The 14,624-nt window shown below is 40.5% G+C and carries 9 protein-coding genes, 1 tRNA gene, 1 other RNA gene and 1 pseudogene; 9 read left to right on the top strand and 3 right to left on the bottom strand.

All coding sequences use genetic code 11. The features are described 5' to 3' along the window. Window positions 1-50: 50 nt before the first annotated feature. Complete coding sequence (gene sufB, locus AT689_RS09470; RefSeq protein WP_000797065.1) at window positions 51-1,463, top strand: Fe-S cluster assembly protein SufB; 1,413 nt, start codon at window positions 51-53, stop codon at window positions 1,461-1,463. Between the two features lie 198 nt (window positions 1,464-1,661). On the opposite strand, the gene pbp3 is transcribed toward sufB, so the two are convergent. Then, window positions 1,662-2,903, bottom strand: a complete 1,242-nt coding sequence (gene pbp3, locus AT689_RS09460; RefSeq protein ID WP_000719174.1) for a D-alanyl-D-alanine carboxypeptidase PBP3 — start codon at window positions 2,901-2,903, stop codon at window positions 1,662-1,664. Window positions 2,904-3,005: 102 nt separating this feature from the next. Here pbp3 and cozE point away from each other — a divergent pair, with 102 nt between their 5' ends. Together cozE and ssrA are read left to right on the top strand one after the other, a co-directional pair. Next, complete coding sequence (cozE, locus tag AT689_RS09455) at window positions 3,006-4,115, top strand: cell elongation protein CozE (protein WP_000489841.1); 1,110 nt, start codon at window positions 3,006-3,008, stop codon at window positions 4,113-4,115. Window positions 4,116-4,760: 645 nt separating this feature from the next. After that, window positions 4,761-5,108: a transfer-messenger RNA gene (gene ssrA, locus AT689_RS09450) on the top strand. Window positions 5,109-5,290: 182 nt separating this feature from the next. Here ssrA and AT689_RS09445 read toward each other — a convergent pair. Continuing rightward, a tRNA-Ser gene (locus AT689_RS09445) sits at window positions 5,291-5,378 on the bottom strand. Between the two features lie 161 nt (window positions 5,379-5,539). Between AT689_RS09445 and AT689_RS09440 the strand changes: the two genes are divergently transcribed. From AT689_RS09440 to AT689_RS09425, 4 genes and pseudogenes are all read left to right on the top strand, one after another. Continuing rightward, the gene (locus AT689_RS09440) at window positions 5,540-6,280 is read left to right on the top strand and encodes a DeoR/GlpR family DNA-binding transcription regulator (protein ID WP_000920643.1); all 741 of its coding nucleotides are present in this window, start codon (window positions 5,540-5,542) and stop codon (window positions 6,278-6,280) included. Then, a pseudogene (pfkB, locus tag AT689_RS09435) lies at window positions 6,277-7,189 on the top strand (1-phosphofructokinase). Before AT689_RS09440 ends, pfkB begins: the two are co-directional and overlap by 4 nt. After that, complete coding sequence (locus AT689_RS09430; RefSeq protein WP_000701442.1) at window positions 7,186-9,138, top strand: fructose-specific PTS transporter subunit EIIC; 1,953 nt, start codon at window positions 7,186-7,188, stop codon at window positions 9,136-9,138. The pseudogene pfkB and the gene AT689_RS09430 overlap by 4 nt, the downstream one beginning before the upstream one ends. A gap of 136 nt (window positions 9,139-9,274) precedes the next feature. After that, window positions 9,275-11,527, top strand: coding sequence for a DNA translocase FtsK (locus tag AT689_RS09425; RefSeq protein WP_277592615.1), 2,253 nt, complete (start codon window positions 9,275-9,277; stop codon window positions 11,525-11,527). A gap of 44 nt (window positions 11,528-11,571) precedes the next feature. On the opposite strand, the gene AT689_RS09420 is transcribed toward AT689_RS09425, so the two are convergent. Further along, window positions 11,572-12,000 carry a DUF6556 family protein gene (locus AT689_RS09420; protein WP_000073937.1) on the bottom strand — a complete coding sequence of 143 codons (429 nt, stop codon included), beginning with the start codon at window positions 11,998-12,000 and terminating at the stop codon, window positions 11,572-11,574. A 137-nt stretch (window positions 12,001-12,137) separates the two neighbouring features. Here AT689_RS09420 and AT689_RS09415 point away from each other — a divergent pair, with 137 nt between their 5' ends. After that, window positions 12,138-13,280 (top strand): cysteine desulfurase family protein, encoded by a 1,143-nt coding sequence (locus AT689_RS09415; protein ID WP_000638907.1) that lies wholly within the window; start codon window positions 12,138-12,140, stop codon window positions 13,278-13,280. An 8-nt stretch (window positions 13,281-13,288) separates the two neighbouring features. Continuing rightward, window positions 13,289-14,503 (top strand): tRNA uracil 4-sulfurtransferase ThiI, encoded by a 1,215-nt coding sequence (thiI, locus tag AT689_RS09410; protein ID WP_001200084.1) that lies wholly within the window; start codon window positions 13,289-13,291, stop codon window positions 14,501-14,503. The last annotated feature ends 121 nt before the right edge of the window (window positions 14,504-14,624 follow it).

Genomic DNA, 14,624 nt, shown 5'->3' with positions numbered 1-14,624 from the left:
AAGTTTCTTTTGTCTTATGAATTATTAGAAATGAAGAAAGAAAGGATATTATGGCTGAAGAAAGAGTAGAACCAAAACCAATTGACCTTGGTGAATATAAATTTGGTTTCCATGACGATGTAGAGCCTGTCTTATCGACAGGAAAAGGACTCAACGAAGGTGTTATTCGTGAATTATCTGCTGCTAAGGGTGAGCCTGAGTGGATGTTGGAGTTCCGTTTGAAGTCTTATGAAACCTTCAAAAAAATGCCCATGCAAACTTGGGGAGCAGACTTGTCAGAGATTGACTTTGATGACTTAATCTACTACCAAAAACCATCTGACAAACCAGCCCGTTCTTGGGATGATGTACCTGAAAAGATTAAAGAAACCTTTGAACGTATCGGGATTCCAGAAGCTGAACGTGCTTATTTAGCAGGGGCTTCTGCCCAGTACGAGTCAGAAGTGGTTTACCACAACATGAAGGAAGAGTTCCAAAAATTAGGTATTATCTTTACAGATACAGATTCCGCACTCAAGGAATACCCAGACTTATTTAAACAATACTTTGCGAAGTTGGTACCGCCGACTGATAACAAGTTGGCAGCCCTCAACTCAGCAGTATGGTCGGGTGGAACTTTTATCTACGTGCCAAAAGGTGTCAAGGTAGATATTCCACTTCAAACTTATTTCCGTATCAATAACGAAAATATAGGTCAGTTCGAACGTACCTTGATTATCGTTGATGAGGGAGCAAGCGTCCACTACGTAGAAGGATGTACAGCACCAACATATTCAAGCAATAGCTTACACGCTGCCATTGTAGAAATTTTTGCTTTGGACGGAGCTTATATGCGTTATACAACTATCCAAAACTGGTCTGATAACGTCTATAACTTGGTAACAAAGCGTGCTAAGGCTCAAAAGGATGCCACTGTTGAGTGGATTGATGGAAACTTGGGTGCCAAAACGACTATGAAATATCCATCTGTTTACCTTGATGGAGAAGGAGCGCGTGGTACCATGCTCTCTATCGCCTTTGCTAATGCAGGGCAACACCAAGACACGGGTGCTAAGATGATTCACAATGCTCCACATACCAGCTCGTCTATTGTGTCTAAATCCATCGCTAAAGGTGGAGGAAAGGTTGACTACCGTGGACAAGTCACCTTTAACAAGAACTCTAAGAAATCTGTTTCCCACATTGAATGTGATACCATTATCATGGATGACTTGTCAGCATCAGATACTATTCCATTTAATGAAATTCACAACTCGCAAGTGGCTTTGGAACACGAAGCCAAAGTATCTAAGATTTCAGAAGAGCAATTGTATTATCTCATGAGCCGTGGATTGTCAGAATCTGAGGCAACTGAAATGATTGTCATGGGATTTGTAGAACCCTTTACAAAAGAACTTCCAATGGAATACGCAGTTGAGCTGAACCGCTTGATTAGCTATGAAATGGAGGGATCAGTTGGATAAAATTTGATTTTATACTCTTCGAAAATCTCTTCAAACCACGTCAGCATCGCCTTATCGTATGTATGGTTACTGACTTCGTCAGTTTCATCTACAACCTCAAAACAGTGTTTTGAGCAACCTGCGGCTAGCTTCCTAGTTTGTTCTTTGATTTTGAAGATGAACTTGTATCAAAAAATCGCGGTTTAAAATCGCGATTTTTTATAATTTCTCGTTAACAAAGCGGACAAACTGATTCCACCAAACTTTTAAGAAGAAGGCTTTTTCAATTTTCTTGTCTGCTACCATTTCGAAACTAGGGCGCTCTGTGGTGATGTAACCTTGACCAATCAAGTCCTTGTCTTCATAAGTCAAATGGCCAACCACTGTTCCAGCTTCAAGTGGTGCTGGGATTGCTTTGGAATCAGGTGTGAATTGAACAGATTGAGAAGATTGATTCCCAACACGTTCGATTAGATAGATATCCTCTGGAGCCACTGCAGTTACTGTATCTTCTTTTCCATCTTGTACAGGGGCTTTGCTATCTTGATAGGCATCGCCTTGTTGAACGATTTTGCGAAGTGTAAATGTAGAAGAAATATAATCCATTAGGGAAGATGTAGCTGTAAATCGAGCGTAAGGATTATTGTCTTGATGATCTGCATTTAAAACAACTGTGATGACTCTCATGCCTTTTTCGACAGTAGTACCAACAAAAGACTCTCCAGCCTTATCTGTTGTTCCTGTTTTTAGCCCATCAAAACCACCACGGTAAGCAGGCATACCTTCTAACATGTAGTTGGTTGAAGTGATTGTCATCCCAGCAAAAGTAGAAGAAGGTTTTTTGGTGATTTCTAAGACTTGTGGGTATTTTTTGATGAGGTTGCGAGCAACGATAGCGACATCATAAGCACTAAGCTTATTTTCCTCATCTTTTTTAGAACCTGGGTAAATGTTATCCCCTAGAGTTTCATTGTTAAGACCTGTCGTATTGACAACAGTGGCATCCTGAATTCCCCATTCCAAGAGTTTTGCCCGCATCATATCGACGAAATCTTTTTCTGAGCCAGCAATTTTCTCAGCTAGGGCAATAGCGGCGCTGTTGGCACTAGATACCAGAGTTGCTTCAAGCAACTCTTCGACAGTATAATTACGGGCCTCCATAGGAATATTACTGGCTTCAGAATTTGTCGTCAATTGATAAGGATAATCAGAAATATCTACAGGAGTGGAGAGGGTAATACTTCCGTTTTCCAAAGCTTCATAGACTAGATAAACAGTAATCAATTTTGTTATGGAAGCAATTTCGACAGGTTGCGTTGCATCCTTCTCATAGAGAATTTTACCAGTATTTGCCTCAACAGCAATCGCATGTTTAGCGGCAATGGTAAAATCTTGAGCAACAGCAGTAGAAACACCCCCTAAAAGAGAGACAGTTAACAAAGTTAAAAATATTTTTTTCATAGTAGTCTTATTCTATCATAAAGAAAAAAAATATTCTTGCTTTAATAATTCATCTGTTAAGCTTTTTGAAAATATGGTAAAATAAAGTGAGGGAGGTAACTCATGTTTCGTAGAAATAAATTATTTTTTTGGACCACAGAAATTTTACTCTTAACCATCATCTTTTACCTATGGAGACAGATGGGATCTTTGATTAACCCTTTTGTTAGCGTGCTTAATACAATTATGATTCCATTTTTATTAGGGGGCTTTCTTTATTATTTGACAAACCCTATTGTTACTTTCTTAAATAAAGTCTGTAAACTCAATCGTTTGCTTGGTATTTTAATTACCTTGTGTACTTTGGTCTGGGGAATGGTCATAGGTGTTGTCTATCTCTTACCTATTTTGATTAATCAGTTATCTAGTTTGATTATATCTAGTCAAACTATTTATAGTCGAGTACAAGACTTAATCATAGACTTATCTAATTATCCTGCGCTCCAGAATTTGGATGTAGAAGCTACAATTCAGCAGTTAAACTTATCCTATGTTGATATTCTTCAAAATATCCTAAATAGCGTATCAAATAGTGTGGGGAGCGTCTTGTCAGCTCTTATCAGTACTGTTTTGATTTTGATTATGACTCCAGTTTTTTTGGTTTATTTCTTATTAGATGGACATAAATTCTTGCCCATGCTTGAAAGAACGATTCTAAAGAGGGATCGCTTGCATATTGCAGGCTTATTAAAGAATTTAAATGCGACGATTGCTCGCTATATTAGTGGAGTTTCGATTGACGCAATCATTATAGGTTGTTTGGCTTATATTGGCTATAGTATTATTGGTTTAAAATATGCTTTAGTTTTTGCCATTTTTTCTGGTGTAGCCAATTTAATTCCTTATGTGGGGCCAAGTATTGGTTTGATTCCTATGATCATCGCAAATATATTCACTGATCCCCATAGACTGCTGATTGCAGTGATTTATATGCTTGTTGTTCAGCAGGTAGATGGCAATATCTTATATCCTCGAATTGTAGGAAGTGTTATGAAGGTTCATCCAATCACGATTTTAGTTTTACTTTTGTTGTCAAGCAATATCTATGGTGTAGTTGGAATGATTGTCGCAGTGCCAACCTATTCTATCTTGAAAGAAATTTCTAAGTTCTTATCCCGTTTGTATGAAAATCATAAAATAATGAAAGAACGAGAAAGAGAATTAGCTAAGTAAAAGTCAGGAGAACCCTGATTTTTCTTTACTGGAAGTGGCCTTTAGATTAGAAGACTGAAAATAAGTTAAAGTCTTAAACTAATTTTCACAGCTAAGAATAGTAGAAGTTAATCTGATAAAAATCGAAAAAACCAGTGGAATTCCGTGTCAGGGTAAGTTCCACTGGTTTTCATAGTCTATTAAAGTTCGAATGAAACCTATTTATAGTATATTGAAACTAGAATAGTACACCTCTAATTCTAAAACATTGTTAGAAATCGATTTGACTGTCCTGATCTATTCGTCCTATTCTTATTTCATTTTACTATATTTTGGTGCAATAAGTGAAAAGTAGTCCGAATAATATAAGGATTGATTTTATAGTTTTTAAACTCAAATGAATTAAAATAAAGAGAGTACGAAAATTCTCATCTGAAAGTATTTTAGAATAATTCTCTTCGTGAATTTCTTCAAAACAGATAGCTTCATCTTAGGTATGTGTTAATTGGATTTCGTAAGCTCTATTTACAATCGTAAAGTTATGCACTGAAAAAGTTGTAGTTAGTCTTCCAGTTTGCTAAATTTCTCGAATAGTATCTTTTTTAGGTATGTGATTTCTTTTTGCATTTTTGAGTTAGATAAGGTATAATGGTTTTATTGTCTTTTGGGGTCGTTACGGATTCGACAGGCATTATGAGGCATATTTTGCGACTCGTGTGGCGACGTAAACGCTCAGTTAAATATAACTGCAAAAAATAACACTTCTTACGCTCTAGCTGCCTAAAAACCAGCAGGCGTGACCCGATTTGGATTGCTCGTGTTCAATGACAGGTCTTATTATTAGCGAGATACGATTAAGCCTTGTCTAGCGGCTTGATAAGAGATTGATAGACTCGCAGTTTCTAGACTTGAGTTATGTGTCGAGGGGCTGTTAAAATAATACATAACCTATGGTTGTAGACAAATATGTTGGCAGGTGTTTGGACGTGGGTTCGACTCCCACCGGCTCCATTATTCCTTTGCATTCTTTTGCATTCCTTGGTAAAACGTTGTTAAATCAACGTTTTTTATTTTTATCTTTGGTATTCCTTTGCATTCTTTTGCTAAAAAGGGAGTCACAAACAGACCCTATTTTAAAAAAAGGATAGAAAAAAGGATACAACATTTGTCGCATCCTAAAAATAATCTTTTTTCGACGGAAGACATGGGATTCGAACCCACGCACGCTATTACACGCCTACCGCGTTTCCAACACGGCCTCTTAAGCCTCTTGAGTAATCTTCCAATACTTACTCAAATAGTCTACCATAAAGGCTCTTATCTTGCACTAAAAATTCTAGAAATAAGAAAAATGATAGATTTTGAAAGAAAATGATAAAAAATGCTTGACTTCAAAAGAAAGTATGATAGAATGAATAGTGTAAACGATAACAGGAGGTGATTCGGTGTTAAAAACAGAGCGGAAGCAACTGATTTTAGAGGAGTTAAATCAACATCATGTAGTTTCTCTAGAAAAATTAGTTAGTTTGCTAGAAACGTCAGAATCAACGGTTCGAAGAGACTTGGATGAGTTGGAAGCGGAAAACAAGCTTCGTCGTGTGCATGGTGGAGCAGAACTCCCCCACTCCTTACAGGAAGAAGAAACCATTCAAGAAAAATCGGTCAAAAACCTTCAAGAAAAGAAGTTGCTGGCTCAGAAAGCAGCCTCTCTCATTAAAGAAAAAGATGTCATCTTTATCGATGCTGGAACAACAACTGCTTTTTTGATTCATGAATTGGTCAATAAGAATGTTACAGTTGTGACCAACTCCATTCACCATGCCGCTCAGTTGGTTGAAAAGCAGATTCCAACTGTCATGGTTGGAGGAAACGTCAAGACGGCGACAGATGCTAGTATCGGGGGCGTTGCTCTTAACCAGATTAACCAATTGCACTTTGACCGTGCCTTTATCGGAATGAATGGTGTTGACGATGGCTATTATACGACTCCTGATATGGAGGAGGGAGCTGTGAAAAGAGCTATTTTGGAGAATGCCAAGCAGACCTACGTCTTGGTGGATTCGTCAAAAATTGGACAAACTTGCTTTGCCAAGGTAGCACCACTCAAACGCGCTATCGTTATCACTAGTCAAGGGCATGAGCTCTTGCAGGTTATTAAGGAGAAAACGGAGGTAATAGAAGTATGATTTATACAGTCACACTCAATCCATCCATTGACTATATCGTTCGTTTGGACCAAGTCAAAGTTGGTAGTGTAAATCGTATGGACAGTGATGATAAGTTTGCTGGTGGGAAAGGAATCAATGTCAGCCGTGTCTTGAAACGTTTGAATATACCAAATACAGCGACGGGATTTATCGGTGGCTTTACTGGTAAATTTATCACAGATACTTTAGCAGAGGAAGAAATCGAGACACGTTTTGTCCAGGTGGCAGAAGATACTCGTATCAATGTTAAAATCAAAGCAGACCAAGAAACAGAAATCAACGGAACGGGTCCAACTGTTGAACCGGTTCAGCTAGAAGAATTGAAAGCTATTTTATCTAGTCTGACAGCAGAAGATACAGTTGTCTTTGCAGGTTCAAGTGCTAAAAATCTAGGCAATGTTATCTATAAGGATTTGATTTCCTTGACGCGCCAGACTGGTGCGCAAGTGGTCTGTGACTTTGAAGGACAGACCTTAAATTGATAGTTTGGACTACCAGCCTCTTCTTGTAAAACCAAACAATCATGAACTTGGAGCGATTTTTGGGGTTAAACTCGAAAGTTTAGATGAAATTGAGAAATACGCTCGTGAGTTACTGGCTAAGGGTGCTCAAAATGTTATTATCTCTATGGCTGGTGATGGCGCCCTTCTTGTCACATCTGAGGGAGCTTACTTCGCTAAACCAATCAAAGGAACAGTCAAAAATTCAGTTGGAGCTGGTGATTCTATGGTTGCTGGATTCACAGGTGAATTTGTCAAATCAAAAGACGCAGTAGAAGCCTTCAAATGGGGAGTGGCTTGCGGAACGGCAACTACCTTCTCAGATGACTTGGCAACGGCGGAATTTATTAAAGAAACATATGGAAAAGTTGAGGTAGAAAAAAGATGAAAATTCAAGACCTATTGAGAAAAGATGTCATGTTGCTAGATTTGCAGGCAACTGAAAAAACAGCTGTCATCGACGAGATGATTAAAAATTTGACAGAGCACGGTTATGTAACAGATTTTGAAACATTTAAAGAAGGAATTTTGGCGCGTGAAGCTTTGACTTCTACTGGTTTGGGTGATGGAATCGCAATGCCTCACAGCAAAAACGCTGCTGTCAAAGAAGCGACAGTTCTATTTGCTAAGTCAAATAAGGGTGTTGACTACGAGAGCTTGGATGGACAAGCAACTGACCTCTTCTTCATGATTGCAGCTCCAGAAGGTGCCAATGATACTCACTTGGCAGCCTTGGCAGAATTGTCTCAATACTTGATGAAAGACGGTTTTGCAGACAAACTTCGTCAAGCAACATCTGCAGACCAAGTTATCGAACTTTTTGACCAAGCTTCAGAAAAAACTGAGGAACTTGTTCAAGCACCTGCTAATGACTCTGGTGACTTTATCGTAGCTGTTACAGCTTGTACAACAGGTATTGTCCACACTTACATGGCCCAAGAAGCCCTTCAAAAAGTAGCTGCTGAAATGGGGGTTGGTATCAAGGTCGAAACCAACGGTGCTAGCGGTGTTGGAAATCAACTAACTGCAGAAGATATCCGTAAGGCTAAAGCTATTATCATTGCAGCAGACAAGGCCGTTGAAATGGATCGATTTGATGGAAAACCATTGATCAATCGTCCAGTTGCTGACGGTATCCGTAAGACAGAAGAGCTAATTAACTTGGCTCTTTCAGGAGATACTGAAGTCTACCGTGCCGCTAATGGTGCCAAAGCTGCAACAGCCTCTAACGAAAAACAAAGCCTTGGTGGTGCCTTGTACAAACACTTGATGAGTGGTGTATCTCAAATGTTACCATTCGTTATCGGTGGTGGTATCATGATTGCCCTTGCCTTCTTGATTGACGGTGCTTTGGGTGTTCCAAATGAAAACCTTGGCAATCTTGGTTCTTACCATGAGTTAGCTTCTATGTTCATGAAAATTGGTGGAGCTGCCTTTGGTTTGATGCTTCCAGTCTTTGCGGGTTATGTTGCCTACTCTATTGCTGAAAAACCGGGTTTGGTAGCAGGTTTCGTGGCTGGTGCTATTGCCAAAGAAGGTTTTGCCTTTGGTAAAATTCCTTATGCCGCAGGTGGTGAAGCAACTTCAACTCTTGCAGGTGTCTCATCTGGTTTCCTAGGTGCCCTTGTTGGTGGATTTATCGCAGGTGCCTTGGTTCTTGCCATCAAGAAATACGTTAAAGTTCCTCGTTCACTCGAAGGTGCTAAATCAATCCTTCTATTGCCACTTCTTGGAACAATCTTGACAGGATTTGTTATGCTAGCTGTGAATATCCCAATGGCTGCAATCAACACTGCTATGAATGACTTCCTAGGCGGTCTTGGAGGAGGTTCAGCTGTCCTTCTTGGTATCGTCCTTGGTGGAATGATGGCTGTTGACATGGGTGGACCAGTTAATAAAGCAGCTTATGTCTTTGGTACAGGTACGCTTGCAGCAACTGTTTCTTCAGGTGGTTCTGTAGCCATGGCAGCAGTTATGGCTGGAGGAATGGTGCCACCACTTGCAATCTTTGTCGCAACTCTTCTTTTCAAAGATAAATTTACTAAGGAAGAACGTAACTCTGGTTTGACAAACATCATCATGGGCTTGTCATTTATCACTGAGGGAGCGATTCCATTTGGTGCCGCTGACCCAGCTCGTGCGATTCCAAGCTTCATCCTTGGTTCAGCAGTAGCAGGTGGACTCGTTGGTCTTACTGGTATCAAACTCATGGCGCCACACGGAGGAATCTTCGTTATCGCCCTTACTTCAAATGCTCTCCTTTACCTCGTTTCTGTCTTGGTAGGAGCAATCGTAAGTGGTGTGGTTTATGGTTACCTACGCAAACCACAAGCATAAAAAATAGAAAAATGAAAAGATTGGACCGTTTGGTGCAGTCTTTTTCTCTTCCCGAAATGCCTGTGAAATATGGTATAATAGAAGAATGGCAAACAAGAATACAAGTACAACAAGACGGAGACCGTCTAAAGCAGAACTGGAAAGAAAAGAAGCGATTCAACGAATGTTGATTTCGTTAGGAATTGCGATTTTATTGATTTTCGCAGCCTTCAAATTAGGGGCTGCAGGTATAACCCTTTATAATTTAATTCGCTTGCTAGTGGGTAGCCTAGCTTATCTGGCGATATTCGGCCTATTAATCTATCTCTTCTTTTTCAAGTGGATACGAAAACAGGAAGGACTCTTATCTGGCTTTTTCACCATATTTGCTGGCTTACTCTTGATTTTTGAGGCCTACTTGGTTTGGAAATATGGTTTGGACAAGTCCGTTCTAAAAGGGACCATGGCTCAGGTTGTGACAGATCTGACTGGTTTTCGAACGACTAGCTTTGCTGGAGGAGGCTTGATCGGGGTCGCTCTTTATATTCCAACAGCCTTTCTCTTTTCAAATATCGGAACTTACTTTATTGGTTCTATCTTGATTTTAGTGGGTTCTCTCCTAGTCAGCCCTTGGTCTGTTTACGATATTGCTGAATTTTTCAGTAGAGGCTTTGCCAAATGGTGGGAAGGGCACGAGCGTCGAAAAGAGGAACGCTTTGTCAAACAAGAAGAAAAAGCTCGCCAAAAGGCTGAGAAAGAGGCTAGATTAGAACAAGAAGAGACTGAAAAAGCCTTACTCGATTTGCCTCCTGTTGATATGGAAACGGGTGAAATTCTGACAGAGGAAGCTGTTCAAAATCTTCCACCTATTCCAGAAGAAAAGTGGGTGGAACCAGAAATCATCCTGCCTCAAGCTGAACTTAAATTCCCTGAACAGGAAGATGACTCAGATGACGAAGATGTTCAGGTCGATTTTTCAGCCAAAGAAGCCCTTGAATACAAACTTCCAAGCTTACAACTCTTTGCACCAGATAAACCAAAAGATCAGTCTAAAGAGAAGAAAATTGTCAGAGAAAATATCAAAATCTTAGAAGCAACCTTTGCTAGCTTTGGTATTAAGGTAACAGTTGAACGGGCCGAAATTGGGCCATCAGTGACCAAGTATGAAGTCAAGCCGGCTGTTGGTGTAAGGGTCAACCGCATTTCCAATCTATCAGATGACCTCGCTCTAGCCTTGGCTGCCAAAGATGTCCGGATTGAAGCACCAATCCCTGGGAAATCCCTAATCGGAATTGAAGTGCCCAACTCCGATATTGCCACTGTATCTTTCCGAGAACTATGGGAACAATCGCAAACGAAAGCAGAAAATTTCTTGGAAATTCCTTTAGGGAAGGCTGTTAATGGAACCGCAAGAGCTTTTGACCTTTCTAAAATGCCCCACTTGCTAGTTGCAGGTTCAACGGGTTCAGGGAAGTCAGTAGCAGTTAACGGCATTATTGCTAGCATTCTCATGAAGGCGAGACCAGATCAAGTTAAATTTATGATGGTCGATCCCAAGATGGTTGAGTTATCTGTTTACAATGATATTCCCCACCTCTTGATTCCAGTCGTGACCAATCCACGCAAAGCCAGCAAGGCTCTGCAAAAGGTTGTGGATGAAATGGAAAACCGTTATGAACTCTTTGCCAAGGTGGGAGTTCGGAATATTGCAGGTTTTAATGCCAAGGTAGAAGAGTTCAATTCCCAGTCTGAGTACAAGCAAATTCCGCTACCATTCATTGTCGTGATTGTGGATGAGTTGGCTGACCTCATGATGGTGGCCAGCAAGGAAGTGGAAGATGCTATCATCCGTCTTGGGCAGAAGGCGCGTGCTGCAGGTATCCACATGATTCTTGCAACTCAGCGTCCATCTGTTGATGTCATCTCTGGTTTGATTAAGGCCAATGTTCCATCTCGTGTAGCATTTGCGGTTTCATCAGGAACAGACTCCCGTACGATTTTGGATGAAAATGGAGCAGAAAAACTTCTTGGTCGAGGAGACATGCTCTTTAAACCGATTGATGAAAATCATCCAGTTCGTCTCCAAGGCTCCTTTATCTCGGATGACGATGTTGAGCGCATTGTGAACTTCATCAAGACTCAGGCAGATGCAGACTACGATGAGAGTTTTGATCCAGGTGAGGTTTCTGAAAATGAAGGAGAATTTTCGGATGGAGATGCTGGTGGTGATCCGCTTTTTGAAGAAGCTAAGTCTTTGGTTATCGAAACACAGAAAGCCAGTGCGTCTATGATTCAGCGTCGTTTATCAGTTGGATTTAACCGTGCGACCCGTCTCATGGAAGAACTGGAGATAGCAGGTGTCATCGGTCCAGCTGAAGGTACCAAACCTCGAAAAGTGTTACAACAATAAAAAAATAGCTTCTTTCCAAGTTTGGAGGGAAGCTATTTTTCTGGCTATTGATTGCTTTTATTTTCTGAAGTTGGCGCATTGGACTGTTTTTCGTTTTCAGTAGCAGGTTTACTTGAAGCAGGAGTAGAAGAGTCCTGAGTTGCTGTTTTCTGATCTTCTTTTTTCTCTTCCTTGACGCTAGATTTTGGTGTTTCCTCTTGCTGTGTTTTTTCTTGACTAGTGTTAGTCTCTTTAGTTGGACTGGTGTTTTCCTTAGGGGATTCCTTTTGGATTTCTTTGACAATGGTTGTCGTCTGGCTTGTCGTAGGTTCTTTTTTAATATTTTTGTTATTATCCAAGGCGTTCATAATCGTGATACTTGCGGTAATCAAGCCAAGGATACTAGCGATTGTAGCAACGGTTTTTTGAAAGACTGTAAAGCCTTTTTTGATGTGTTCTGTTTTTGGTTTTGAAGTTCTACGATAGTTAGACATACATTCTCTCCTTTGATTATGATTTATTATACTCTGTTTCTTTAAAAAAATCTTAAAAAAAGAGAAATTTCCCTTTCTTGTCGCAAGCTCCGTTTCATGATACAATAGAGGAAGTGATTTTAGAAAGCGTGAGAAACATGATTTACTTTGATAATTCAGCGACGACCAAGCCTTATCCTGAAGCCCTTGAAACCTATATGCAGGTCGCTTCAAAAATTTTAGGAAACCCATCTAGTCTCCATCGTTTGGGAGACCAAGCAACACGAATCTTAGATGCTTCTCGCCAACAGATTGCAGATTTAATCGGTAAGAAAAGCGATGAAATCTTCTTTACCTCGGGTGGAACAGAAGGGGATAACTGGCTTATCAAGGGTGTGGCCTTTGAAAAAGCTCAGTTTGGCAAGCACATCATTGTTTCAGCCATTGAACATCCAGCAGTCAAAGAGTCAGCCCTCTGGTTGAAAAGTCAAGGATTTGAAGTGGATTTTGCTCCAGTTGATAAGAAAGGCTTGGTCGATGTTGAGGCGTTAGCAGGTTTGATACGGCATGATACAATCCTCGTTTCCATCATGGCTGTGAACAATGAAATCGGCTCTATCCAACCTATTGAGGCTATTTCAGAATTCTTGGCAGACAAGCCGACTATTTCCTTCCACGTTGATGCGGTTCAGGCGCTTGCCAAAATTCCGACTGAAAAGTATCTGACAGAACGGGTGGATTGCGCGACTTTCTCTAGTCACAAGTTCCACGGGGTTCGAGGTGTTGGCTTTGTCTATATCAAATCTGGCAAGAAGATTACACCTCTTCTTACAGGTGGTGGCCAGGAGCGAGATTATCGTTCGACAACTGAAAATGTGGCAGGGATTGCAGCGACAGCCAAGGCCCTCCGTTTGTCTATGGAAAAGCTAGATATCTTTAGGAGCAAGACTGGGCAGATGAAGGCAGTGATTCGCCAAGCTCTTCTGAACTATCCGGATATTTTTGTCTTTTCAGATGAGGAAAACTTTGCACCTCATATTCTGACTTTTGGAATCAAAGGTGTTCGAGGTGAAGTCATCGTTCACGCCTTTGAAGACTATGATATTTTCATCTCAACAACCTCAGCTTGTTCATCTAAGGCAGGAAAACCAGCCGGTACCTTGATTGCCATGGGAGTGGACAAAGATAAGGCCAAGTCAGCTGTGCGTCTTAGCCTAGACTTGGAAAATGATATGAGTCAGGTCGAGCAGTTTTTGACCAAGTTAAAATTGATTTACAATCAAACTAGAAAAGTAAGATAGGAGCATTCATGCAGTATTCAGAAATTATGATTCGCTACGGAGAGTTGTCAACCAAGGGTAAAAACCGTATGCGTTTCATCAATAAACTTCGTAATAATATTTCGGACGTTTTGTCTATCTATACCCAAGTTAAGGTAACAGCAGATCGCGACCGTGCCCACGCTTACCTCAATGGAGCTGATTACACAGCAGTTGCAGAATCTCTCAAACAAGTTTTTGGAATTCAAAACTTTTCTCCTGTTTATAAGGTTGAAAAATCTGTAGAAGTTTTGAAGTCTTCTGTCCAAGAGATTATGCGGGACATCTACAAGGAAGGTATGACCTTTAAGATTTCTAGCAAGCGTAGCGACCACAACTTTGAACTTGATAGTCGTGAACTCAACCAAACACTTGGAGGGGCTGTATTCGAAGCCATTCCAAATGTGCAAGTTCAAATGAAAAGTCCTGACATCAATCTTCAGGTGGAGATTCGTGAAGAAGCAGCCTATCTTTCTTATGAAACCATTCGTGGGGCTGGTGGTTTGCCAGTTGGAACTTCAGGTAAAGGGATGCTCATGTTGTCAGGAGGGATTGACTCACCTGTAGCAGGTTATCTTGCTCTTAAGCGTGGGGTGGATATCGAGGCAGTTCACTTTGCTAGTCCACCATATACTAGTCCTGGTGCCCTCAAGAAAGCGCAGGACTTGACTCGTAAATTGACCAAGTTTGGCGGAAATATCCAGTTTATCGAGGTGCCTTTCACAGAGATTCAAGAGGAAATCAAAGCCAAAGCGCCAGAAGCTTATTTGATGACTCTAACTCGTCGCTTTATGATGCGGATTACTGACCGTATTCGTGAGGTACGAAATGGTTTGGTTATCATCAATGGGGAAAGTCTAGGTCAAGTAGCCAGCCAAACCCTTGAAAGTATGAAGGCTATCAATGCTGTTACCAACACTCCCATCATTCGTCCTGTGGTTACCATGGACAAGTTGGAAATCATTGACATCGCCCAGGAAATCGATACCTTTGACATTTCAATCCAACCGTTTGAAGACTGTTGTACCATTTTTGCACCAGATCGTCCAAAAACAAATCCTAAAATTAAGAATGCGGAGCAGTACGAAGCGCGTATGGATGTTGAAGGCTTGGTTGAGCGAGCAGTGGCTGGAATCATGATTACTGAAATCACACCTCAAGCCGAAAAAGATGAAGTTGATGACTTGATTGACAATCTGCTCTAATTCAGAAAATCCAAAAGAATAGCGAAAATCAGTAAAAAAAGTTAGTTTTTTCTCTAAAAACAGGTAAAAAACTAACTTTTTTTATTTTTATGATATAATGATATAAAATTTTGAATATAGA

The sequence above is a fragment of the Streptococcus pneumoniae genome, from assembly GCF_001457635.1.
Lineage (GTDB): Bacteria > Bacillota > Bacilli > Lactobacillales > Streptococcaceae > Streptococcus > Streptococcus pneumoniae.
The sequence above is the reverse complement of the archived record's forward strand: the minus strand, read 5'-3'. Positions and strand labels throughout refer to the sequence as shown.

What these genes read in the sequence shown, in the direction of transcription:
- sufB (WP_000797065.1), top strand. Translation starts at nt 51, where the DNA reads ATGGCTGAAGAAAGAGTAGAACCAAAACCAATTGACCTTGGTGAATAT.
- AT689_RS09430 (WP_000701442.1), top strand. Translation starts at nt 7,186, where the DNA reads ATGAAAATTCAAGACCTATTGAGAAAAGATGTCATGTTGCTAGATTTG.
- thiI (WP_001200084.1), top strand. Translation starts at nt 13,289, where the DNA reads ATGCAGTATTCAGAAATTATGATTCGCTACGGAGAGTTGTCAACCAAG.
- AT689_RS09420 (WP_000073937.1), bottom strand. Translation starts at nt 12,000, where the DNA reads ATGTCTAACTATCGTAGAACTTCAAAACCAAAAACAGAACACATCAAA.
- cozE (WP_000489841.1), top strand. Translation starts at nt 3,006, where the DNA reads ATGTTTCGTAGAAATAAATTATTTTTTTGGACCACAGAAATTTTACTC.
- AT689_RS09415 (WP_000638907.1), top strand. Translation starts at nt 12,138, where the DNA reads ATGATTTACTTTGATAATTCAGCGACGACCAAGCCTTATCCTGAAGCC.
- pbp3 (WP_000719174.1), bottom strand. Translation starts at nt 2,903, where the DNA reads ATGAAAAAAATATTTTTAACTTTGTTAACTGTCTCTCTTTTAGGGGGT.